Here is a 23538-nt window from a genome sequence, read left to right as displayed (position 1 = left end):
ATTACACATAAAGTTATATTAAACGATACTATTGCCTTTGGAGGCAAGGAACCCTTTGTTCTAATTGCTGGTCCCTGTGTTATGGAGGATGAGAAACTTGTCATGGAAACGGCTGAACAGCTAAAGGAGTTAACAACAAAGCTAAACATTCCTTTTATCTTCAAAGCTTCTTATGACAAAGCAAATCGCTCATCTATTCATTCCTTTCGAGGACCAGGCTTGGAGAAAGGTCTCGAAATCTTAGCTAAGGTAAAAGAGACATTTGAGGTTCCAGTTACATCTGATGTTCATGAGCGACCCCAAGCAATCGTTGCAGCAGAAGTATTGGATATTTTGCAAATTCCTGCTTTTTTATGCAGACAAACAGACTTATTGGTTGCCGCAGCAGAAACAGGAAAGATTGTGAATGTGAAAAAGGGACAATTTTTAGCACCGTGGGATATGAAAAATGTTGTTACTAAGTTAAGGGAGAGCGGAAATGAACAGATTTTATTAACAGAACGTGGTTCCACATTTGGCTATAATAATTTAGTTGTGGATATGCGATCCCTTATAACGATGCAGGAATTAGGGGTACCAATTGTTTTTGATGCAACACATAGTGTTCAAATACCAGGTGGCAATGGAACAACAACTGGTGGGAAAAGAGAATTTGTTCCATATTTATCGAGAGCTGCTGCTGCAGTAGGGATCTCTTCGATTTTTATGGAGGTTCATCCGAATCCTGATGAAGCAATGTCTGATGGGCCAAATATGGTGAAATTAGCCGAGCTAGAGGAAGTGTTAAAACCAATAGTGGAGATTGATGCACTGGTGAATAATCTGTAAGGATGGGAGTGATTTATATGCAAGAAATTAATTTGCCGAAATTCGATTATACAGATACATTAGCAACCGTATTAGAAAAAGAAGCACAGGCAATATTGGATTTAAGAGATATACTGGATGATTCAATAGAAGATGCCATTCATTTAATTTTATCCTGTAAAGGGAAGGTGGTGGTTACGGGGATAGGAAAGTCAGGCATTATTGGTAGAAAGATACAGGCGACTTTCTCCAGCACAGGAACACCATCATGCTATTTGCATCCATCTGAAGGGCTGCATGGAGATTTAGGGATGGTGACTTCAGATGATGTTGTGCTTGCTATTTCCAATAGTGGAGAAAGTGATGAAGTACTACGATTACTACCTTCCATTGAAACGATTGGAGCAAAGCTAATTGCTATTACTAAAAATGTGTTTTCTACTTTAGGAATGAAAGCAGATGTTACTTTATGCTTAGGGGAGTTTGAAGAAGCATGTCCGTTAGGGTTAGCACCAACAACAAGTACAACGGTAACCCTTGCCTTAGGAGATGCCATTGCTATTGCCTTATTAGAAGCACGAAAGTTTAGACCAGAGGATTTTGCTCTTTATCATCCAAATGGTTCTTTAGGAAGAAAATTATTATTAAAGGTGGATGATATTATTTTTCATACGAGGAAAAACCCCATTGTCCAAGAAGGAGACAAAGTGAAGGATGCTTTATTTGCGATGACGGATCAAGGGCTAGGAGCCGCCTCGATTGTTAATGAGAAAGATCAATTAATTGGTGTCCTTACAGATGGAGATATCCGCAGAGCCTTTGCACTCTCGATGGATGTCATGAATGAAAATGTCGAAAATTTAATCTCTGCTCCGTCCATTGTAATTGAAAAAGGTGCTTTAGCTGCTGAAGCCTTGCAATTAATGGAGGATAAAGAAATTACCGTACTGCCAATTGTGGATCCTCATAATAAACCAGTTGGAATGCTCCATCTCCATGATTTAATGAAGTTAGGTATATAAAGTAATACATGGCGATTAAGTTAATTGTATTAGACGTGGATGGGGTTCTGACAGATGGAAGACTATATATTGGTTCAGACGGAACGGAGTATAAGGCTTTTCATACTCAGGATGGTATGGGTATTAGCCTAGCTAAACAAGTAGGGATAAAGACTGCTATTATAACAGGCAGGAAGTCAAAAGCAGTTAGAAAAAGAGCAGAAGAATTGAAATTTGACTATGTTTTTGAAGGAATTCACGATAAGTTAAAAACACTTCAGAAGATAATCGATGAAATAGGAATAGGGTTTGAGGAAGTATGCTATATGGGTGATGATCTCAACGATATTCCTATTTTAACAAAGGTAGGATGGCCATGCGCTCCCCAAAATGCGATAGATTTTGTAAAAAATCATGTAGCATTTGTAGCAGATTCAAATGGAGGAGACGGCGCAGTTCGAGAAATGATCGATTCTCTTCTCCTGCAAAAATATAGTCAAGAAGAAATAGTTCAGCTATTTCTATCAAAAAAAGCAAAGATAACACAATAGTGAGAATTGGGAAAGTGCGATTGGAAAAACAGCACTTTCCCTTTTGTTATAAAAATATTATTCCGATAATTTTGATAAAAATTTGGTATTTTGTTATATTTGTATAATTTTTTGTATGGGAAGCTAGTGAATATTAAAGTAGTGAAGCATTTTTAGATATTTATTATAAAAAAATTGAAGTTGAGAACTCTGAGTTGATTGAAGCGGAGGCTCCCATTCCTCCCCGCGGAAGGCAATTGGCTGTAGCGGAAATCAACGGGTTTTATTTAAAATGAAACCAGAAATTCTAACCTGGATTTAATAATTTGTAAATAGATAAATATTTTATTAGAATATTTTTTTCTTTAGGAACAAAATTTATAAAAATAAAAAAACGATAAAAACACAGTTGACAATTTATTTATCTAGTTTTATAGTTGTTATCAAATCTTACAAAATTAAATAAAAACATTTTTCTTATCCAGAGAGACGGAGGGACAGGCCCTGAGAAGTCTCGGCAGCGGATTTATTATAAATACCGTGCCAATTCCTGCAAATGCTAATCTAGCATTTGAAAGATGAGAAAGAGTAGTTTCTTTGTCTTAAAAAGGCCCTGCTTTTTCTTTCTGGAAAGAAGAAGCAGGGCCTTTTTGTTTCTTCTAAAAGCCTGCTTCTTCTTTACAAGATACTTATGTTTTATAGGAGTTGAAGGGCAAATGATTGAATTTCAGAAAGTAGCCAAGACCTTTAAGCTTGGCAGTCGTGAAGTTAACGCAGTGAAGGATGTATCAATCTCCATCGCACAAGGAGAGATATTTGGCATTATTGGTTTTAGTGGGGCAGGAAAAAGTACGTTATTACGACTCGTTAACTTATTAGAAAAGCCAACATACGGAAATGTACAAGTACAAGGGGTTGATCTTGCTTCCCTATCACCAAAAGAGATTCGTAAGCTTCGCAGAAGAATCGGAATGATTTTTCAAAACTTTAATCTCTTTACATCTCGAACGGTAGCTGGAAATGTTGCTTATCCATTAAAGCTCGCAGGTCTACCGAATAAAGAAATTAAAGAAAGAGTGACAGAGCTTTTACAATTCGTTGGGTTATCTGATAAAGCAGACGATTATCCTGAACAATTATCAGGGGGACAAAAACAGCGGGTCGGTATTGCGCGTGCCCTTGCTACTTCTCCAGATATATTAATATGTGATGAGGCAACATCCGCACTCGATCCTGATACAACGGGTGAAATACTGCGTCTATTAAAAAAGGTAAATAAGGATCTAGGTATTACGATTCTATTAATCACGCACGAAATGCATGTTATTCAGGAAATATGTGATCGAGTTGGCAGTAATGGAGAATGGAGAAGTAATCGAGGATGGCTCTGTGTTTGAAGTATTCACTAATCCAAAGCATCCTACAACACAACGCTTTATCCAGTCAGTACAGCAGGATCGTCCTTCTGATACCCTGTTAGCAGAATGGAGGAATAAGGGCGGCAAACAATTATACAGGGTGATTTTTAAAGGAGAGATAGCAAGTGATCCTGTTCTTTCTAAGGTAACAAGAAAGTTTAATGTGGATGTAAATATCGTTTACGGTTCTGTTCGTGAGTTACAAGAAAAGTTTTACGGGAATCTTCTCGTATCCTTTGAAGGAAGTAAGGAAAATATATTATCCGTACTTCATGAATTAGAATCATTAGTAACCGTTGAGGAGGTGCTTGTTTAATGAAAGTCGATTGGAGTACTTTTTGGCCACGTATTGTGGAATCAACAGGAGAAACGATTTTAATGGTAATTATGACTCTTATCTTAGGCTCTATTTTAGGAATCACAATTGGTTTACTTCTTTTTGTGACAAGGAAAGGCAATATTTTGGAAAATAAATTAGTTTTCCGTTTGCTCAATATCCTAATTAATATTATCCGACCTATTCCATTTATTATCTTTCTCGTAGCAATTAGTCCGTTAACGAGAGCGATTGTTGGTACAACGATTGGGACATGGGCAGCGATATTTCCGATGACCATTGCAGCCTCCTTTGGAATTGCGAGAGTAGTAGAAAATAATTTAGTCAGCATAGATCCTGGTGTTATTGAAGCCGCTAAAGCGATGGGAGCAAGTCCTTTGCAAATCATTTTTACAGTGTTAATTCCTGAAGCATTAGGACCACTTATTCTAGGTTTAACCTTTGTAACCATCAGCCTAATCGATTTTTCTGCGATGGCTGGAACTGTTGGTGGTGGAGGACTGGGACATGTGGCGATGACATATGGTTACCAGCGCTTTGATGGCAGTGTCATGCTTGTTACCGTTATTATTCTTATCGTTCTTGTACAAATTGCCCAATGGATTGGGAATACATTATCAAGAAAAATAATGAGACGTTAAAGGATTATTGCTTTAACGAATGGATTGTTGCAGCTTTTCTAAGTTAAAATTATACATTTTTTACTGAAAAAGGAGAACGAGAGATGAAAAAATATTTTGCTATTTTACTATTATTAACAACAATTTGGGCGCTTGCTGCATGTGGGTCAGATAGTGCATCTAGTGCAGATAAAACAGTGAAGGTGAAAATAGGAGTGACTGGATCAGATGGAGAGGTTTGGCCAATTTTGAAAGAAAAAGCGAAAGCAGAAGGAATCGAAATTGAGCTAGTTGAGTTTTCTGACTATACATTACCAAATCAAGCTTTAGAAAATGGAGATATCGATATTAATTCGTTTCAGCATATTGCTTTTTTAAGTCAGTTTAATGAAGAAAACAAAACGGATTTAACACCAATTGGGGCAACAGTTATCGCTCCTATGGGGATTTATTCTGAAAAGGTGAAGGATGTAAGCGAAATTAAAGAAGGCGATAAAATTGCTATTCCAGACGATCCATCAAACCAAGCACGTGCTTTAAAATTACTAGAATCTGCAGGATTAATTACATTAGCTGATGACTTTGGATTATTTGGAGATCCGTCTAAGATCATTGAAAATCCGAAAAATCTTGATATCTTGCCAATTGTTGCGCAACAAACGCCAAGAGTATTACCAGATGTAGCGGCATCTGTTATTAATAATGGTGTTGCGGGTCAAGCTGGTTTTGATCCTGTAAAAGATCCAATTTACTTAGAAGATGCGAAGGATGAAAATACATTGCCGTATGTAAACATCTTTGCAGCACGCACGAAGGATGCAAATAATGAAACATATCAGAAAATTGTAGAGCTGTACCACGAAGCAGATGTTATTAAAGCAGTTGAAGCAGATACAAATGGTGGTTCCATTGTGGTAGACATTCCACAAGATGAGTTACAAAACCAATTTATAGGACTTTAAGGAGGAAAAGAAAATGAGCAGCACTTTATCAGGTCTTGATCTTATTCATGAATCCATTCAAGTAAATAAAGAACTTTATATTGATACGAGTCAATTAATTCACGCAAACCCTGAAATTGGCAATCAAGAATTTTTCGCAAGCAAAAAGCATGTAGATATTCTAACAAATGCAGGATTTAAAGTGGAAATTGCCGTTGCTGGTCACGAAACATCCTTTTATGCGGTAAAAGATAGCGGGATATCTGGTCCAACAATAGCCTTCCTTGCTGAGTATGATGCGCTTCCTGGTTTAGGTCATGCTTGTGGTCATAATATTATTGGAACAACGAGTGTTTCAGCCGGAATTGCCCTTTCCCAAATACTTTCTGAAACAGGTGGAAGAGTCGTTGTTTTAGGGACACCTGCAGAAGAGGGCGGTCCAAATGGAAGTGCAAAAGGAAGCTTTGTGAAACATGGTTATTTAAAGGATGTGGATGTCGCTTTAATGATTCATCCTTCTGGCCAAACATCGTTGACTAGTGAAACACTAGCTGTAGATCCACTTGATTTTCACTTTTATGGGAAATCGGCACATGCTTCTGGCTCACCGGAAAAAGGGATAAACGCTCTTGATGCGGTGATCCAATTGTTTGTCGGCATCAATGCGCTCAGACAACAGCTTCCAGATGATGTACGAATTCACGGGATTATCACCAACGGAGGAGATGCGCCAAATATCATTCCAGAATATGCGTCTGCACGATTCTATATTCGGGCAGAAACGTGGAAGAAAACAGAAGAGGTTGCTACAAAAGTTCGTGCAATTGCTGAAGGGGCTGCCCTTAGTACAGGTGCAACTGTTAAAGTGGAACGATTCCAGAATGAAGTGAAGGATTTTGTTTTAAATCCCATTTTAGATGAGGTATTAAAAGAGGAATTAGAGGCAGTTGGAGAGACGGTTGTAACAAAAAGATCTCGTGGAAAAGGTTCGACTGATGCTGGCAATATCAGTTATGAAGTGCCCACTGCACACCCTCATATTAAAATTGGGCCAGATGATTTGATTGCACATACGAATGAATTCAGAGAAGCAGCAAAATCTCCAATTGGGGATGCTGCCCTAATTAAGGGAGCAAAGGCACTTGCTGCAACTGGGTACCGTTTGCTTTCAGATAGTGTCCTTTTACACAGAGTTAATAAAGCATTTGAAGCTGCCAAGCGAGAAAAGGAAAATGCTAATTAAGGGGATAAAAAGTAGTCTATATAATAGGATAAAAGGAAGCAATTTTAGGGAATACTGTCTAAAATTGCTTTTTTTATTTCTGAGACTTTCGGAAGAGTATTTTGAATCGTAGGAATTAAATATATTTAGATAATTTTTTGAAAGGTTTAAATTTTACTAATTTAACCTGTAATTTAATTAAAGGATGACAATGGTCTAAATATAAGGTAATATCTAAAGCTGTATATCGTTTTTAATGTATTAACAATGTTTTTTGAAAACATATTAACTATATTAAAATAGTTTGGTGTGTCCGATAAAGGATTGTTATTGCTTCTTATTTAGGAGGAATTTTCTATGACAATATTAGTTGGGATATTAGGTATCATCGTGACGATAGCTATTGCCTTTTTATTATCAAATGATAAAAAAGGAATTAACTTTAAAGCTATTATCGTATTATTTGTGCTTGAGTTTATCGTTGCACTAATAATGTTTAAAACTACTGTAGGACTAAAAATAGTAGAAGCTACATCCAATGGAGTTTCTAAAGTGCTTAGCTATGGGAATGAAGGAGTTAGTTTCGTTACAGGGGGATTAGTCCCAGAAGGCGGAAGTGTGTTTTTTATAAATGTGCTAATGCTTATTATTTTTACTTCTACTTTATTATCTTTATTAACCCATATAAAAGTATTGCCACTAGCGATTAAATATATTGGTGGGGCATTGGCGAAAATTACTGGGTTATCAAAGGTAGTGACATTTAACAGCATTAACTCTATCTTTTTTGGTCAATCTGAATCACTGATTGCGATCAAAACACATTTAGATTCAATGAATGCAAATAAGCTATTCATTGTTTGTACATCTGCCATGGCTTCTGTATCTGCATCCATTATGGGAGCATATATGGAAATGATTCCTCCACAATATGTACTGGCTGCTATGATTTTAAATGCATTATCTGCATTAATTATTGCAACATTAGTTGCTCCCATTTCAAAAGATGAAGATGAGACAATTAACATTAAAGATGTTTCCAATACAAACTCTGTATTTGGAGCAATCTCAGCAGGTGCTTTAGATGGTGGACGCGTTGCTTTAATTGTTGCCGCTATGTTAGTTGCTTATGTAGGTTTACTTGCTTTAATTGACGGCTTCTTTACAAGTATTTTCGGCATCGGATTTACCGGATTATTAGGATATGTATTTGCACCGGTTGCTTGGATAATGGGGATACCTGTTAGTGAAATCGTAACTGCTGGATCTGTAATGGGTACGAAATTAGCAGCAAATGAATTTGTAGCAATGCTGCAATTCCAGCCATTGATTGGGGAGTTATCAGAGAAAACAGTAGGGATTGTATCTACATTCCTTGTATCTTTTGCAAACTTCTCTAGTATTGGAATTATTGCTGGATCGATTCAAGCGATTAATGCGAAAAAAGCTGATATTGTTGCAAAATTTGGTTTGAAAATGTTATTAACAGCAACACTAGCTTCTACTTTAACAGCGACAATCGTAGGGTTATTTCTATAATATTAAAAAAGGGACTGTCCGAAAGTCATGCAACTGACTTTTGGGAGTCCCTTTTTATCTATTGAAGCCACTTAGGATTATCTTGATCCTGCTCATTTATTTCGCTAAAAATATTGTTGTTATTTCTCATGGTTTGAGTAGAATTAGGATTTTGTATATACGGAAAATAAGTATGCATTATTTTTTGAAATTCTCCAACTGTTAGAGGCTTGGCGTTCTCCATATATTCGAATCCTAATTGTCCATTTGCTTCGATTGTTGCATTCTTAATTTCTTCTATTTTACTGATACCATGGTTTCTTAATCGCATTTCCAATTGATCTACTGTTAATCTTAATTTTTTCAGCTCTTTCATATTTAATTGTCCGTTATTAATCACTACTTTTGATTTACCTGTTATAAACTTTTCAAATCGATTCGATTTAAGCTGTAAGAACTCTAAAATGAGTATAGTAACAACAAAAATGCCGGCACTAATAATTGCTTTAAAAGTACTTTTTTCCACAATCGGTTGAACAATAATGGTTCCTAAAGAAATCATTATAACCGTTTGAGCCAGTGTCATTTGAGAAATTGATTTTCTTCCAGCCAAACGGAGTAGTAAAATTCCGCAAAGTATAAGTATCATTGACTGCCATATAAAAGACAAAAGAAACACCATCCTATTTTTATGATACAGATAGTTTAGCCATGACTTCAATGTTTATCCTGAAAATCTTTAATTAGGTTGTGTGCCTTCGTTCGGAAAGCTGAAGTATTCCAGCTGCTTCAGATAGAAATCAATATATTAGAAAAGCAAGTGAAGAAAAACAACTCCTTTTTCTTCACTTGCTTTATTTTAATGCTTTTCAAATAGCGTTTTTTTTACAATTTTTTATCTATATCCGTTGTATCCACTTTGTTACCAAACCATTCTGTAAGCTTTGTTCGTGCATTAGTTTTGATATCATCGTCAATATACATAGCCACTTGAAATAATGCGATTCCTAAGGCTCCTAAGTCATCTGTGTAGCCTATCCCAACTAGAAAATCAGGTATTAAATCAATTGGCAGGATAAAATAGCCTAAAGCTCCAATAATAGTCGCCTTTACTTTTTTAGGTACATTTGGTTTTTGTAAGGTATAATACAATAGTAAAACCGCATAAACGACAGAAGAACCTGCCTTTTTACCAAACCTTGCAAGTTTTTTCCAAAATTTCTCCTCGGAATAATGCTTTCCTGCTATCGTTATCTCTTGTTCTAATTTCTCTTTTGAATCTTCCATTATGAAAGCTCCTTTCTTAATGGTTTCCATGCCTATTCTAATCATGATTATATGCCCTTATTCTGCATAAGTAAAATATTTACCTATCGGTTAGATATACTTATCAATTAATGAAAAACAAATTCGGAGCAAACCAAAAAAAGAAAACCATAGAGGAATGCTTATGAATATGCCGAAAAATAAACCTTTTCCTATATTGCCAGGAGTTTCAGGTATAGGAGCACTATATTCCTTTACAATTAATGATTGTTTTATTAATAATTCATCATTGTTTTCTTGATTCAATTTACTAGGCCCCTTCATCTGAATCGTCGAAGGTGTATTCGGTAGCTGGCTGGCAAGAGCATGGAATGATTGGAAGGTATTCCTTCTTCCATTATACCCTGAAGCCCCTATAGCTTTGCGTCACCATTTTTCAATGATTTTGCCATTTCGTCGATTAGTTAAATTATATACTTAAGATTAGTACGAAGTAGTTCATCCTACCAGTATCTAAAGAACTATAGATGTTGGTTAACGGTAAAAAAATTTAATAAATAAGTAAATAAAGGTGAATGATATAGTAGAATGCTCTTTTGTATATTATCTCATTATGGAATAAATTAGGATGTTAGGGTATTACCCATTCTCGTCTTTCGTTTTTTTCTTTCCTTTTCTCCATTTAAGGATGGATTGTCCATTCATTAGGCACCAAATGATGATTGGGGACAATATATTAAATGCTAGAACAAAAATAACAATAATCCACAAAAGCCATTCTGTATTTATAACATTTTTATATAGCCATGTATGGTAAAAATTCAAAATATCTCCGCCTTTAAATATGCTTCTTGTCTCTTGTTTATACGAAAAATAAACATTTTATACCTTTTCCTGTTAAGCGAATAGGAATTCTTCTGGTTATTAATGGAAAATAATAGTAAAAAGTGAAGGTGGACGATATGGAAACAACAAGTAAAGACAAAAGGTTCACAACGGAATTAGAAAAAAATATAGCGGAAATTAGAAAGGAATTGGGAGATAGTGTCGACCTTGTCAAAAGGAATATTTTCTTTTTAGGGAATAGACAAGTTTCCTCTGTCCTTTTTTATATTGATGGGCTCGCTAGCATAGAGCATGTGGAAAAAGTAATAGATGCCATGATGTATGAAGGAAATGAATTTGTCAAAAGAAATCAATTAATGATTTCCGATCTTCAGACTTTGATTGAACAACATGTTTTAATGAATACTTCCTTTTCCATGATTGAAGAAGTGGAAAAGGCGCTTATAGCAATCCTTTCTGGAGACAGTATTCTTTTTGTAGATGGGTGTCACAAAGCTTTTCATATCCAAACAAAAGGATGGGACACAAGAAGTGTTGATGAGCCGCAAACAGAACAGGTTGTCCGTGGTTCAAGAGATGGCTTTACAGAAAATATACGTACTAATACTGCACTGGTTAGAAGAAGAATCCGTGATCCAGAGCTCAGATTAGAAACAATGAGTATTGGATTACGCACTAGAACGGATGTAAATATTGCATATATTAATGGAGTAGTTAAAAAGGGATTAGTAGATGAAGTAAAGAAGCGATTAAATAGTATTCAAATTGATGGGATTTTGGAAAGTGGATACATAGAGGAAATGATTGCCGATTCTCCTTTTTCCCCATTTACTACCGTAATGAGCACAGAAAGACCAGATAAAGTAGCTTCTGCATTGTTAGAGGGACGGGTAGCCATCTTTGTCGATAATACGCCATTTGTTTTAGTAGTTCCTACATATTTTTGGCAATTTTTGCAGGCAAGTGATGACTATTATATGGGATTTATGGCAGGGAGCTTTTTTCGAATCATTCGCTATATTGCCTTTATTATTAGTCTCACGCTTACTTCCATTTATGTCATGCTAGTAAGCTTTCATCAAGAGATGATTCCAACTCCATTAGCATTAACCATTGCATCTGGGAGAGAAATAGTCCCTTTTCCCGTCCTTTTGGAGGCTCTATTAATGGAGATAACCTTTGAATTAATGCGAGAAGCAGGACTCCGCATGCCAAAACCAGTTGGGCAGGCTGTAAGTATTGTAGGCTCTCTTGTTATTGGACAGGCAGCTGTTCAGGCAGGGATTGTTTCCCCATTTATGGTTATTGTAGTAGCGGTCACTGGGATATCATCCTTTGCCATACCAAATTATTCAGCCTCCTACTCAATACGGTTAATCCGCTTTCCTTTATTAATTGCTTCAGGAACACTAGGATTGCTTGGCTTTTCGGTTATGTTTGCTCTATTGGCAATTCATGCGCTAAGTATTCGTTCTTTTGGCGAATCATATTTAGCTCCAGCAACTCCTTTTCAACCAAATGATCAGAAGGATACGCTTATTCGCTTTCCTTGGTGGGGAATGAAAAAAAGACCTCAGCTTGCAGATGGTGACACGATAAAATTAGGTGCCCGCCAGAAACCAAAGCCACCAAATCAAGTGAAGAAGCCTTTAGAGATGTCTAAGGATAATCAATCAGAATCAGGAGAGGCAGAAAAACAATCACAAGGTGCTAAATCAAATAAACAAAGCCAAGATAATAGCGATATAACAGGATTGAGAAGATGGAAAAAGAAAACTGGGGGCAATAAAGGAGAGAAAAGAAAGGAATGAAGCGAGCCAAGTTTTTTATCTTAATAGTTATTAGTTCTTTATTATTAACTGCTTGTGCTGGCAAAAGAGAAATCAATGATCTTGCCTTAGTTATGGCGGTTGGGATTGATAAGGGGTCAAAGGATGGAACAGTAAAGATTACTGCACAAGTTTCTAGACCAGGAGATGCCAGGGGACAGACTGGTGCTCCTACAGGTCAATCAGGAGAAACGTCATGGAATGTAGAGGCAGAGGGAGAGACCATTTTTGCAGCGATTCGAAATTTGACCGGCATTTCGTCGCGAAGAGTATTTTGGGCACATAATTTTATTATTGTTATAAATGAAGAGGTAGCAAAAGAAGGTATTGGAGATATTATTGATTTTTTTACAAGAAATCCAGAACTTCGAATGAGAACATTGGTTGCCCTTACCCCAGATAAAGCAAGTGAAATTACATCTACGATAACAAGTTTAGAAGTAGTTCCTGGGGAAGCATTAAGTAAATTATTTCGATATACCAATATTTCAACGCTTGCACCCCATACGGAAATAAAAGACTTACTAGCAGCATATTTAAGTGAGTCTACAGAGCCAATACTTGCAAGGCTAACCCTTGAAGAAAGAAAAATTGATAGTCTTAAACCAGAGGAAGGGGCAAAAGTGAACCAAGTTGAGTTATCTGGAGCAGGGGTGTTTAGAAACGATAAATTAGTAGGGATATTACAAGCGGATGAATTGCAGGGAATTCTTCTTTTTAGAGATAAGATTGATTCGGGAGTAGTGGTTGTAGCTTGTCCAAAAGAACCAAAGAGTGAGATTAGTGTCGAGTTAAATAAGCAAAAATTTGATGTAGAACCAGCCTATAAAAATGATAAAGTTAGTTTTACTGCAAAGCTAGATGCTACTGTTACAGTAGTAGAAGCTGGCTGTCCGTTCTCCATAAGTGATAAAGATGTTGTGAAACAAGTAGAAGAGTCTGTGGAAGCTAAATTAAATGATGATATCAATGAGTCTATTGAGAAAATCCAAAAGGAATATAAATCCGATGTATTAGAATTAGGAAAAGTATTTCAAAATAAATACCCTTATGAGTGGAAGAAGATGAAAAATGATTGGGCAGATATATTTGCAGATGCAGAGATAAATCTTAACATTCATGCAAATGTAGAAAGTGGTTCATTATTATTCCAGCCTACAATATCTGGTAAAGAAAGGAAGGGGAAATAATGAAGGTGCAGATATCCAATGGGATGCTAATGGCATTAATTATCAATATGCTTTATGCAAAATCCATCGGCATGACACAAGGAATAATGGCACGTGAAGTGAAAGGAGATATTTGGATTTCAACTTTCTTCTCCACTTTTCAGGGACTTCTTCTAATTACACTAATCGTTATAGTAATGAGACGTATACCTGAGGGAGATTTAATTGATCAATTTCACCGTATTTTAGGGAAATTTCCCGGGAAACTTGTCGCTATATCTGTGTTTATATTTTTTGTGGGAGCATATGGGAGTATTATGGCAACATTCGTTTATCATTTAAAGGACTATTTCTTGCCGGAGGCTCCCACTATATTATTTGTTTTAGCTGCCTTCTTAATAGGTATTTATGCTATTCATTTTGGAATTGAAGTGGTAGCAAGAATGGCATTGATTGGAGTATTCTCTATAATTGCTTTAAATATCTTGTTAATGCTTGGATCTCTTAGTAATTTTGATATAAGAGAACTTCAGCCAGTTTTTCAATCTGGATTCAAAGAAACGGTATGGGCAAGCCGTCATCATAATACAGATTATGCTATGGCTGCTATGATGGTTTGTATGATTCTTCCCTTAGTAAAGGACAAGCAGACGTGGATAAAATCTTCAACAGCAGGCGTTTTTTATGGGGGAATGATCATTGTCATGTGGCCAATTCTGGAAACAGGAGTACTTACGGCAGACGTTGCAGCACAGTATATTGTTTCCTGTATGCAAATGGCAAGAAGTGCGGAAATCGGTTTGTTTATCCATCGTTATGAAATGATTATGATTGCGTTTTTTGCCTTATCGATTTTAACTCAAATTATTATGGCGTTTCTCTGTTCGTCCATTGCAGTTCAAAAGCTATTGGGATTAAAAGATTATCGTCCAGTTATTATTCCTGTAGGCCTCATTTTAAGTGGCTCTTGCTATTGGCTGGTAAAGGATCATCATCGAGCTATGCATTTTATTGAAGGTCCATGGGTTTATTTGAGTATTGGAACGGTTGGTGGATTAGTTGGTGTATTATGGCTTGCTGGGTTGGTTTTTCGTAAGAAATGGAAAACAAATTATGAGGTAAAGCAATAGTTGATTTGTTTTCTATAAAAGCAGGAAGAGGCTATAACCTTGCACCTTGATTGGGCGAATTGCATAGATTAATACATCAAAAAAGAAAGGAGAAAAATGATGTATTTTCAGCCGTATTATCCTTATAATGTTCAACAAGCTTCTCCACAACAACAAAATAGAATTATCATCTCGCCGATTGGTGGAGGAGCTGTTCCACATTTACCACCAATCGGAGGAGGCGTATTGCCATCATTTCCTGGAGGTGAAATGCCGCCAGCTGGTCCAGGGGGACACCAAGGTCATCCTGATGGACCAAATATTGGGGGTGGAGTAGATCACGGACCACCACCAACACCGCCGCCATCCTTTACACCACAATTAAATCAGTCGCATGTAAGTACTTTTACCGTTGATTCTGGGTCAATGAGACCTTGTCTGTTCCGTTTTACTTATGTTTGGCTAGAGAATGGTCGAGGATTTTGGTTCTATCCAACTTTTGTTGGCCGCCATTCCATTGCAGGATATCGTTGGCGAATGAATCGCTGGTCTTATTACGGCACAGATACTAATCGCATTCGTTCTTTTCAGTGTAATTAAGATAGAAAGGGAGGTGAACCTAGTAACGGTGCAGCTCCCTATTTTGATTGATTTTTATGGTGAAAAGTTTATGTGGTATATAATGGTATTTTTTTATAGGAAGAAGGGGAAAGGATGAGGAAATGGAAAAAGAGGGAAGGCTGGTGTTTGTAGTGAAAAATGAAAGCTGAAGTTTGGAAGAAGTATAGGGGAAGTGGTGTTCATACTTAAGATGAAAACCGAAACTCGTAGAAAGGAAAAGCAGCGTTCATGCCAAAGATGAAAGCTGAAAATTGGAAGGAGCAGAGGAAAGTCGCGTTCATGCCAAAAATGAAAGCTGAAATTCATAGAAAGCAAAGGGGGAAACCGGCGTTGATATCAAACATAAAAGCCGAATTTTCCCATTGAATATAAGGAAATCAGCGGAATTTACCCTTCTTCACTATTAATCCGCATATCTACCTAATAATATTCGCCTTACTATATAAAGAACAAAGGAAATTGCATCTTCCCTAGCAAAGTATTTCTCCAATATGGAATAAAGAATGATCGAAGCAAAGAAGCCGAATTATTTTACATCGGCAATTATTTGTTCTGTAACGTGCATCGTTTCCTCTTCTAAGTAAAAGGCTTTTATGGCAACTTCGATTGCTAATCGATTAGACGAATCCATAAAATTGCCACCTAGTATTCCTTCTAGCTTATCTATGCGGTGATAAAGAGTCTGGCGCACGATGAATAATCGCTCGGAAGCTTCCTTTTTATTGCCGCTACAATCTAAATAGATGGCGAGAGTTTTCAGGAGCTCGCTATTATTCAAGCGATCATACTCCATCACTTTTCCTAGGTGAATGTGGATATATTCTTTAATTATGCTCGTTTTTAATAAGGGAAGTACTAAATGATAGATTCCGATTTGCTCATAATGATGGCAATTAATTAATTTTTTTTGCTTTAGTAGGATGATTTGTTTTGCTTCTTCATAGGCAGTTTTTGCTTTTATTGGTTCTTGGTGGATAGAACTAATACCAAAAAAAGCTTGTGCAGGAAAGTAGGCTTCCGTAAGTTCTGTTAATTTTTCAGTGATTTGTTGCCAATTCACTTTTTTTATTTTTGGGGGATTCATATAAATCATTACTATTAATTCTTGATGTCGGTAGGAGATGATTGGATGAAATCCTATTTTTTTAAAAAAAGGACGTAATAAAGTTAAGAGGTAAAGTTTAAATTCATCTCCTTTTCTAGTAATCCCATGCTCTTCTTCTAGTAGTGGCCAGCAAATCAGTCGGAAAGAATGGGAAAAACAGTACATAGGTAAAATATTCTTTAGCTGATTACTTTCCAAGGTTTCTAAATTTAGGAGTGAATGGATAAGCTCTGCCTCGTCACTTTGCTTTCTTTCTTCTATCGTACGATTGCGAAGGAGAATATGAGAAATTGCAATAGATGCTCGATCTAACATAAGGGCAGTAAGCTCAGTAGATGGAAATTTGTTATTTTCTATAAGAAGATAGCCCCAAACTTGTTCGAATACTTGTACTGTATTCATGCTAAACGATTTATTATTTACACAAAATGTTGATAATGATTTTGGTTCATTCAAATGGTTATCTATAAATTCTCTTATGGAGGCTTCTGTTTCTCCTTGATTAGTAGGGTAATAGTATTTTTCATTGCTTGTAATGAAAAAGCAAGGACGTTGGAAATAAATTGAAAGCTCCTGAAGGATTTTTAATATTCCATTTGGTTGTAAGGAAAGCTTATTAAAATTCTGAGACAAGCGGTCAAGATCCAACATATTTTGATGATGTCGATTAATCAACAGTGAATGGAGATCTTGGGTTATATCAATAAATCTTACCGTTTTCTCAAAAATTATAATTGGATAATTATGTTGTTCTGCTAAAGATAAAAGGCTACTAGGAATTTCATGTAGGAAAGAGCCTAATTCAATGCATAATCCAGCTGTCTGCTTATTTATCAATGTATCTACATAGTTTCTTTGATTATCGGAGTCTAATAACCCGATGCCAGTAGTTAAAATTAATTCTCCTCCATTGATAAATAAATCGATATCCTTCACTTCTAATATATGACACCATTTAATTACCCTATTTAATCCATTTACACCTGTCAGTACTTTCGCGTGCTGGAACGTATGTCGTTTTAATGCTCCTTCAACCGTTAATTCGCCAAGAACCATTTTAAGTACCCTCCTAAATGTAAAATAAAAGATTAAAACATGTGACACCATGTAAAATGAAAATAGTAAGAATAATCTGTAAATTATATAGTATCTTAGTTAACAAGCATCGTCAATTAATTGTCCTTTCTTTTACGGCAATCAAAAAGTACGGATGCCTAACTTGTTTTTAAGGAGTGGTTCCATGGAAAAAACAAAGACAGAGTCATTAATTGAAAAGGATCAAAGTAATGTTTGGCATCATATCTCTCCATATGTTGAAGAAAACCCAGCTATGATTGCTGTAAAGGGGGAGGGATCTTGGCTTATCGATCATCATGGGAATCGCTATTTAGATGGAATGTCTGGACTTTGGTGTGTCAATATCGGGTATGGAAGAGAGGAATTGGCAAAAGCGGCTTATGAACAAATGAAAGAATTATGCTATATGCCGTTAACGCAAAGCCATATTCCAGCTATAAAGCTTGCAGAGAAAATCAATGAATGGTTAGAAGGAGAATATATGATTTTCTATTCAAATAGCGGTTCGGATGCGAATGAGGTAGCCTTTAAATTAATTCGTCAGTATCATCAGCAAAATGGAGAGCATGGTCGCTTTAAATTTATTTCCAGACATCGGGCCTATCATGGGAGCTCGATGGGGGCCTTGTCGGCAACGGGACAGGCATTGCGGAAATATAAATATGAGCCACTTGCAAGTGGATTTCTTCACATAACTCCTCCAGATTCCTATCGAAGACCAGAAAATATGTCAGTGGAAGCATATCATCTTATGTTGATGGAAGAATTGGAGAAAAAAATAATTTGGGAGCAAAAAGAGACAATCGCAGGGATAATTATGGAGCCATTAATTACGGGTGGTGGAGTATTAATACCACATCATGCTTATATGGAAAAGGTACAAGAGCTTTGTCAGAAATATAGCATCTTACTTATCTTGGATGAAGTGATTTGTGGGTTTGGAAGAACTGGTAAGAAATTTGGTCACCAACATTTTAATATCAAGCCAGATATCGTAACGATGGCCAAAGGGTTAACTAGTGCTTATTTACCTTTATCTGTAACAGCTGTAAAAAAAGAAATTTTTGAGAAGTTTAAAGGGTCAGACGAAAATGTCCATTTTCGTCATATCAATACATTTGGTGGGAATCCATCTTCCTGTGCTGTTGCATTGAAAAATCTGGAAATATTAGAAGAGGAAAATTTAGTAGAGAAATCTGCCCAGAGCGGGAAATATCTTTTAGACCAACTAAATAATGGCTTAAATAGCCATCCAAATGTGGGGGATATAAGAGGATTAGGACTAGTTTTAGGAATAGAGCTAGTCGATGGTAAGCATACCAAGGCGCCAGTTTCATCTAAATTTATTGCTAAGATTGTTACAGAATGTAAAAAAGAAGGGCTTATTATAGGGAAAAATGGGGACACAGTTGATGGATACAATAATATTTTAACACTTAGCCCGCCATTATCATCAACGGAAGAGGATCTAAATTTTATTGTTTCTGTCTTAATGAAAGTGCTACAAAATAATCAATTGACTCAGAAGGTTCTTTCCTAGATAAAAAATCTAAGTACCAATAGGGTTGTTTATGAAAGAAAATCTATCATATTTAGTAGTGTTTTTTAAGAAAATGGTAGAATATTGTTAATTTTCTATAAAAAACATTTACTAAATATGGATATCAGATTATAATAGGAAAATCTTATCCTATAAATGTTATGAAAACTAACATCATCATACTTAACTTCTCCGTCGTTTTAACATCAATAACAACTATTCTACTTATTCTTCAACATAACTTACTTAAACTCATGTAATACAATCAGGACTCCGACAAGGTACAGAATTCTTTTGCACGTTCAGTACAGTTATGGCTGTGATTGGTTTAATACTAAATAAGGATTGTGTCGTTCTAACAGAATCGTATGTTTTCTTATTCGCTAATAACCAATTAAAAGGAGGTCGATTATGAGAAAATCTAACGCTATGCTTTCTTATGAACAGTTATTGGCTAATTTCTCTGAAGTAGAAAAAGCACTTTCGAATCAGGAGGCATTAGAAGAAGCAAATCGTTGTCTATATTGTTATGATGCACCTTGTATTACTGCTTGTCCAACTGGTATTGATATTCCTAGCTTTATTAAAAAAATAGCTTCAGGAAACTTGAAGGGATCTGCGAAGACTATTATGTCAGCAAATCCTGTCGGGGCAAGTTGTTCTAGAGTTTGTCCAACAGAAGAATTGTGTGAGGGAGCTTGTGTGCTGAACAATTCAACAAAACCAATTATGATTGGAGACCTTCAGCGATATGCAACTGATTGGGCGAGGAATAACAACCAGGTACTATTTAAGCGAAATGTCCTTCAAACGAATAAAAGTATCGCAATTGTCGGCGGTGGTCCAGCAGGACTTTCAGCAGCAAGAGAACTGGCGCTACTCGGATATAATGTAACCATTTTTGAAGCAGAAAGTAATGCGGGAGGTTTAAATACATATGGGATTGTCTCCTTCCGTCTCCCAAAAGAAGTTTCTTATTGGGAAGTAGAACAAGTTAGAAATTTAGAAGTAGAAATCCGAACGAATACAAGGGTTGGAGAGGATATTTCTGTACAAGAGATTCTTGAAAACTATGATTCTGTATTGCTTGCGATTGGAATGGCGAATGTACCGAATATAGGTATTCCAGGTGAAGCGTTAACTGGCGTTTATGATGCGATTGAGTTTGTAAAAGAAACAAAGACCAAGCCATTATCGACAGATTTAATTGGAAAAAGGGTTGCTGTAATTGGCGCTGGAAATACAGCGATAGATGCTGCTACTTGTTCCATTCGCTTAGGAGCCGAGAATGTCAAAATAGTATATCGGCGAACTGAAGCAGAAATGACCGCTTATGATTTTGAGTACGAATTTGCTAAACAGGATGGCATTGAATTTAGATGGCTTACTGCTCCAAAAAAAATTATTGGGAATGAAAAGGGAGAGGTTGTTGGCTTAGAATGTGTCAAAATGATGCTTGGAGAACCAGATGAAGATGGTCGAAGAAGACCTATCAAAAGAGACAACTCAGAATTTATATTGGAAGTGGATGCTGTAATTAAGGCAATTGGTCAATCCAGATATATAGATTTAATCGAGCAATTCGGATTAGAACATGACCAAGGTATTGTCCAAATTCAAACTACAACATATCAAACTAGTAATAGTAAGGTATTTGCATGTGGTGATGTTATCTTTGGAAAAGGGCAAGGAGAGGCAATGGTTGTATCAGCGGCACAGCAAGGGAAAGAATGTGCCTATCGTATTCATCAATCTTTTCTTTCGAAAAAGATGGAAACCGCATAACAAAGGAGGAATAGCATGGCAGACTTGCGTGTTGATTTAGCAGGTATTAAATCACCAAATCCATTTTGGCTAGCTTCTGCTCCGCCAACGAATTCTGGTTATCAAGTGCAACGTGCCTTTGAAGCGGGATGGGGGGGTGCTGTGTGGAAAACACTAGGAGATCCGATTTTAAATGTATCCTCAAGGTTTGCAGCAGTAAGCTTTAATGGGCAAAGGGTTGCAGGTTTTAATAATATCGAATTAATTACCGACAGGCCATTAGATGTAAATTTAAAAGAAATATATGAAACAAAGAAAAGATTCCCGAATCATGCGGTAGTCGCTTCTTTAATGGTGGAACCAAAGCAGGAAAAATGGCATGAAATTGTTAAGAAGGTAGAGGCTGTAGGTGTTGATGGATTAGAACTTAATTTTGGCTGTCCACACGGGATGGCAGAAAGAGGAATGGGATCTGCATCTGGGCAAGTTCCGGAGCTAGTTGAAAAACAGACATATTGGGTGAAGGAAGTTGCACAGACACCTGTTATCGTAAAATTAACCCCTAATATAACGGATATAACCGCAACTGCAGAGGCAGCAGTGAATGGAGGAGCAGATTCCATTAGTATGATAAATACAATCAATAGTCTAGCAGGAGTAGATATTGATACTTGGGATACGATTCCCCATGTGGCTGGAAAAGGTGCCCATGGTGGCTATTGTGGACCAGCAGTAAAGCCGATCGCTTTGCATATGGTAGGAGAATGTGCGAGAAATCCCCTAATTAATGTTCCTATTTCAGGAATTGGCGGAATCTCTGATTGGCAAAATGCCGTGGAATTTATGCTAATGGGGGCAACAAATGTTCAAATCTGTACAGCTGCTATGCACCATGGTTTTCGAATCGTAGAAGATATGATAGATGGATTGAATAATTACTTAGATGATAAAAAGATTACATCTGTTATGGATTTAGTAGGGAAATCTGTACCGAAATATTCAGACTGGGGGGACCTCGATTTAAATTATCAAATTGTTGCACAAATCAATAATGACGTTTGCATCAATTGCAATAAATGTCATATTGCTTGTGAAGATACAAGTCATCAATGCATTGATATGCTAAAGGATAGTAGTGGAAAAAGCTATTTAAAGGTAAGGGAAGAGGATTGTGTAGGATGCAATCTTTGTTCCATTGTATGCCCGGTGGATGGAGCAATTGAAATGATAGAAGTCGTTCATTCCATGCCAGCGATGACATGGAATGAACGACAAGCAGCAATTGGAGCATTTCCCACTGCGTTAGGAATACGGGATAAGTAAATTTTTTCTAGATGAAAAAAGATATGTTCAGAAATCCTAAAAAAGTAAATGGAGGAATGGCAATGAAAAAAATAATTAAAAATGGTTGTATTGTAACGGCAACTGATACGTACGATGCAGATATTGCAATTGAAAATGGAGTAATTACACAAATTGCTCAGAACATAATAGATCTTCAGGCAGAAATCATTGATGCAAAAGGAATGTATGTTATTCCAGGAGGCATCGATCCACATACTCATTTAGATATGCCATTTGGAGGTACGATGACGAAAGATGATTTTGAAACAGGAACAATGGCTGCTGCGTTTGGAGGTACGACTTCTATTATTGATTTTTGTTTAACCACGAAAGGAAATAGCTTAAAAAGCGCAATCGAAACTTGGCATGCCAAAGCTGAAGATAGGGCAGTGATTGATTATGGATTTCATTTGCAAATAGTAGAAGTAACAGATCAGGTGCTCGAGGAATTGCCGGAAATGATAACGGAGGAAGGCGTCACTTCCTTAAAGGTTTTTATGGCTTACAAGAATCAATTTCAAGCGGACGACGAGACTTTGTTTAAGACGTTAATAGCAGCAAAGGAATTAGGCGCATTAGTAATGGTTCATGCCGAAAATGGGGATGTGATTGATTATTTGGTCAAAAAGGCAGTGGAAGAAGGAAATACAGACCCAATTTATCATGCATTAACAAGACCACCAGAAGCAGAAGGAGAGGCAACAGGTAGAGCTGCAACATTAACGCAGCTAGCCAATTCACAGCTTTATGTTGTCCATGTTTCCTGTGCAGAAGCAGTGAAACAATTAGAGGAAGCGAGAAAGAAGGGAGTAGATATTTGGGGAGAAACATGTCCTCAATATTTGGTATTAGATCAAACGTATTTGGAAAAGCCCAACTTTGAAGGGGCGAAGTATGTATGGTCTCCGCCATTAAGAGAAGCTTGGAATCAAGATGTATTATGGAATGCATTGAAAACTGGTCAACTGCAAATATTAGGATCAGATCAATGCTCGTTTGATTTTAAAGGACAAAAAGATTTAGGGAGAGGCGATTTTTCGAAAATACCGAATGGTGGACCAATTATTGAAGATAGAATGAGTATTTTATTTTCCGAAGGCGTGAAAAAAGGAAGAATTAGCTTAAATCAATTTGTAGAGATAACTTCCACTCGTGCTGCCAAGTTATTTGGGCTATATCCGAAAAAAGGAACGATTGCGATTGGTGCAGATGCTGATATCGTCATTTTTGATCCAGACGAAGAAAGAATAATCTCCGCTGAAACACATCATATGGCCGTTGATTATAATCCGTTTGAAGGCATGGAGATAATAGGGGAGCCAATTTCGGTATTTTCTAGAGGGGAATATGTAATTAAAAATAAAGTATTTGTAGGGAAAGCAGGTAAAGGTCAGTATTTAAAACGAGCAAAGTATGGAGAAGCATTATCTGTAAAAAGCAAATCACTAACAACGAAGTAATTTGTGGTTTTAGA

Annotated in this window: 19 protein-coding genes, 1 pseudogene and 2 riboswitches; of the genes and pseudogenes, 16 read left to right on the top strand and 4 right to left on the bottom strand. The window is 36.6% G+C overall.

All coding sequences use genetic code 11. The features are described from left to right. From kdsA to AB3U99_RS20175, 8 genes and pseudogenes are all read left to right on the top strand, one after another. On the top strand, window positions 1-828 hold the full coding sequence (gene kdsA, locus AB3U99_RS20210) for a 3-deoxy-8-phosphooctulonate synthase (RefSeq protein WP_400248133.1): 828 nt from the start codon (window positions 1-3) through the stop codon (window positions 826-828). A 17-nt stretch (window positions 829-845) separates the two neighbouring features. Further along, complete coding sequence (locus tag AB3U99_RS20205; RefSeq protein ID WP_400243524.1) at window positions 846-1829, top strand: SIS domain-containing protein; 984 nt, start codon at window positions 846-848, stop codon at window positions 1827-1829. Window positions 1830-1837: 8 nt separating this feature from the next. After that, a complete protein-coding gene (locus AB3U99_RS20200; protein ID WP_400243523.1) occupies window positions 1838-2359 on the top strand; it encodes a KdsC family phosphatase in 522 nt (173 codons plus the stop codon). Window positions 2360-2812: 453 nt separating this feature from the next. Further along, window positions 2813-2923, top strand: a riboswitch (SAM riboswitch). 131 nt (window positions 2924-3054) lie between these two features. Further along, window positions 3055-4072: pseudogene (locus tag AB3U99_RS20195) on the top strand (methionine ABC transporter ATP-binding protein). Next, entirely contained in the window at window positions 4072-4734 is a 663-nt protein-coding gene (locus AB3U99_RS20190; RefSeq protein ID WP_400243521.1) for a methionine ABC transporter permease, read from the top strand. The pseudogene AB3U99_RS20195 and the gene AB3U99_RS20190 overlap by 1 nt, the downstream one beginning before the upstream one ends. Window positions 4735-4817: 83 nt before the next feature. Next, complete coding sequence (locus AB3U99_RS20185; protein ID WP_400243519.1) at window positions 4818-5675, top strand: MetQ/NlpA family ABC transporter substrate-binding protein; 858 nt, start codon at window positions 4818-4820, stop codon at window positions 5673-5675. A gap of 13 nt (window positions 5676-5688) precedes the next feature. Next, entirely contained in the window at window positions 5689-6897 is a 1209-nt protein-coding gene (locus tag AB3U99_RS20180) for a M20 family metallopeptidase (RefSeq protein WP_400243518.1), read from the top strand. 336 nt (window positions 6898-7233) lie between these two features. Further along, a complete protein-coding gene (locus AB3U99_RS20175) occupies window positions 7234-8415 on the top strand; it encodes a NupC/NupG family nucleoside CNT transporter (protein WP_400243516.1) in 1182 nt (393 codons plus the stop codon). A 58-nt stretch (window positions 8416-8473) separates the two neighbouring features. On the opposite strand, the gene AB3U99_RS20170 is transcribed toward AB3U99_RS20175, so the two are convergent. The 3 genes from AB3U99_RS20170 to AB3U99_RS20160 all read right to left on the bottom strand — a co-directional run bounded on the left by AB3U99_RS20170 (window position 8474) and on the right by AB3U99_RS20160 (window position 9966). Then, a complete protein-coding gene (locus AB3U99_RS20170) occupies window positions 8474-9064 on the bottom strand; it encodes a DUF421 domain-containing protein (RefSeq protein ID WP_400243514.1) in 591 nt (196 codons plus the stop codon). A gap of 215 nt (window positions 9065-9279) precedes the next feature. Beyond that, a complete protein-coding gene (locus AB3U99_RS20165; RefSeq protein ID WP_400243512.1) occupies window positions 9280-9681 on the bottom strand; it encodes a YkvA family protein in 402 nt (133 codons plus the stop codon). 90 nt (window positions 9682-9771) lie between these two features. Further along, window positions 9772-9966, bottom strand: coding sequence for a hypothetical protein (locus AB3U99_RS20160; RefSeq protein ID WP_400243511.1), 195 nt, complete (start codon window positions 9964-9966; stop codon window positions 9772-9774). Between the two features lie 37 nt (window positions 9967-10003). Further along, window positions 10004-10120, bottom strand: a riboswitch (cyclic di-GMP riboswitch). 502 nt (window positions 10121-10622) lie between these two features. On the opposite strand from AB3U99_RS20160, the gene AB3U99_RS20155 reads away from it, so the two are divergent. The 4 genes from AB3U99_RS20155 (at window position 10623) to AB3U99_RS20140 (ending at window position 15213) form a co-directional block, all read left to right on the top strand. Continuing rightward, window positions 10623-12317: a spore germination protein gene (locus AB3U99_RS20155; protein WP_400243509.1), complete on the top strand. Its 1695-nt coding sequence runs from the start codon at window positions 10623-10625 to the stop codon at window positions 12315-12317. Then, entirely contained in the window at window positions 12314-13525 is a 1212-nt protein-coding gene (locus AB3U99_RS20150) for a Ger(x)C family spore germination protein (protein WP_400243507.1), read from the top strand. The genes AB3U99_RS20155 and AB3U99_RS20150 overlap by 4 nt, the downstream gene beginning before the upstream one ends. Continuing rightward, a complete protein-coding gene (locus tag AB3U99_RS20145) occupies window positions 13525-14634 on the top strand; it encodes a GerAB/ArcD/ProY family transporter (RefSeq protein WP_400243506.1) in 1110 nt (369 codons plus the stop codon). Before AB3U99_RS20150 ends, AB3U99_RS20145 begins: the two co-directional genes overlap by 1 nt. Before the next feature lie 99 nt (window positions 14635-14733). Beyond that, a complete protein-coding gene (locus AB3U99_RS20140) occupies window positions 14734-15213 on the top strand; it encodes a hypothetical protein (protein WP_400243505.1) in 480 nt (159 codons plus the stop codon). Between the two features lie 547 nt (window positions 15214-15760). Here the strand turns inward: AB3U99_RS20140 and AB3U99_RS20135 are convergent. Beyond that, on the bottom strand, window positions 15761-17395 hold the full coding sequence (locus AB3U99_RS20135) for a PucR family transcriptional regulator (protein WP_400243504.1): 1635 nt from the start codon (window positions 17393-17395) through the stop codon (window positions 15761-15763). Window positions 17396-17579: 184 nt separating this feature from the next. Here AB3U99_RS20135 and AB3U99_RS20130 point away from each other — a divergent pair, with 184 nt between their 5' ends. The 4 genes from AB3U99_RS20130 (at window position 17580) to hydA (ending at window position 23524) form a co-directional block, all read left to right on the top strand. After that, entirely contained in the window at window positions 17580-18956 is a 1377-nt protein-coding gene (locus AB3U99_RS20130; protein WP_400243503.1) for an aspartate aminotransferase family protein, read from the top strand. Between the two features lie 411 nt (window positions 18957-19367). Then, window positions 19368-20741 carry an NAD(P)-dependent oxidoreductase gene (locus AB3U99_RS20125; RefSeq protein ID WP_400243502.1) on the top strand — a complete coding sequence of 458 codons (1374 nt, stop codon included), beginning with the start codon at window positions 19368-19370 and terminating at the stop codon, window positions 20739-20741. A 15-nt stretch (window positions 20742-20756) separates the two neighbouring features. Next, on the top strand, window positions 20757-22043 hold the full coding sequence (gene preA, locus AB3U99_RS20120; RefSeq protein ID WP_400243501.1) for an NAD-dependent dihydropyrimidine dehydrogenase subunit PreA: 1287 nt from the start codon (window positions 20757-20759) through the stop codon (window positions 22041-22043). A gap of 62 nt (window positions 22044-22105) precedes the next feature. Beyond that, window positions 22106-23524, top strand: coding sequence for a dihydropyrimidinase (hydA, locus tag AB3U99_RS20115; RefSeq protein WP_400243500.1), 1419 nt, complete (start codon window positions 22106-22108; stop codon window positions 23522-23524). Window positions 23525-23538 lie beyond the last annotated feature (14 nt).

Origin of the sequence: Niallia tiangongensis (assembly GCF_044704065.1) — a bacterium.
GTDB classification, from domain to species: Bacteria; Bacillota; Bacilli; order Bacillales; family Cytobacillaceae; genus Niallia; species Niallia tiangongensis.
The sequence above is the reverse complement of the archived record's forward strand: the minus strand, read 5'-3'. Positions and strand labels throughout refer to the sequence as shown.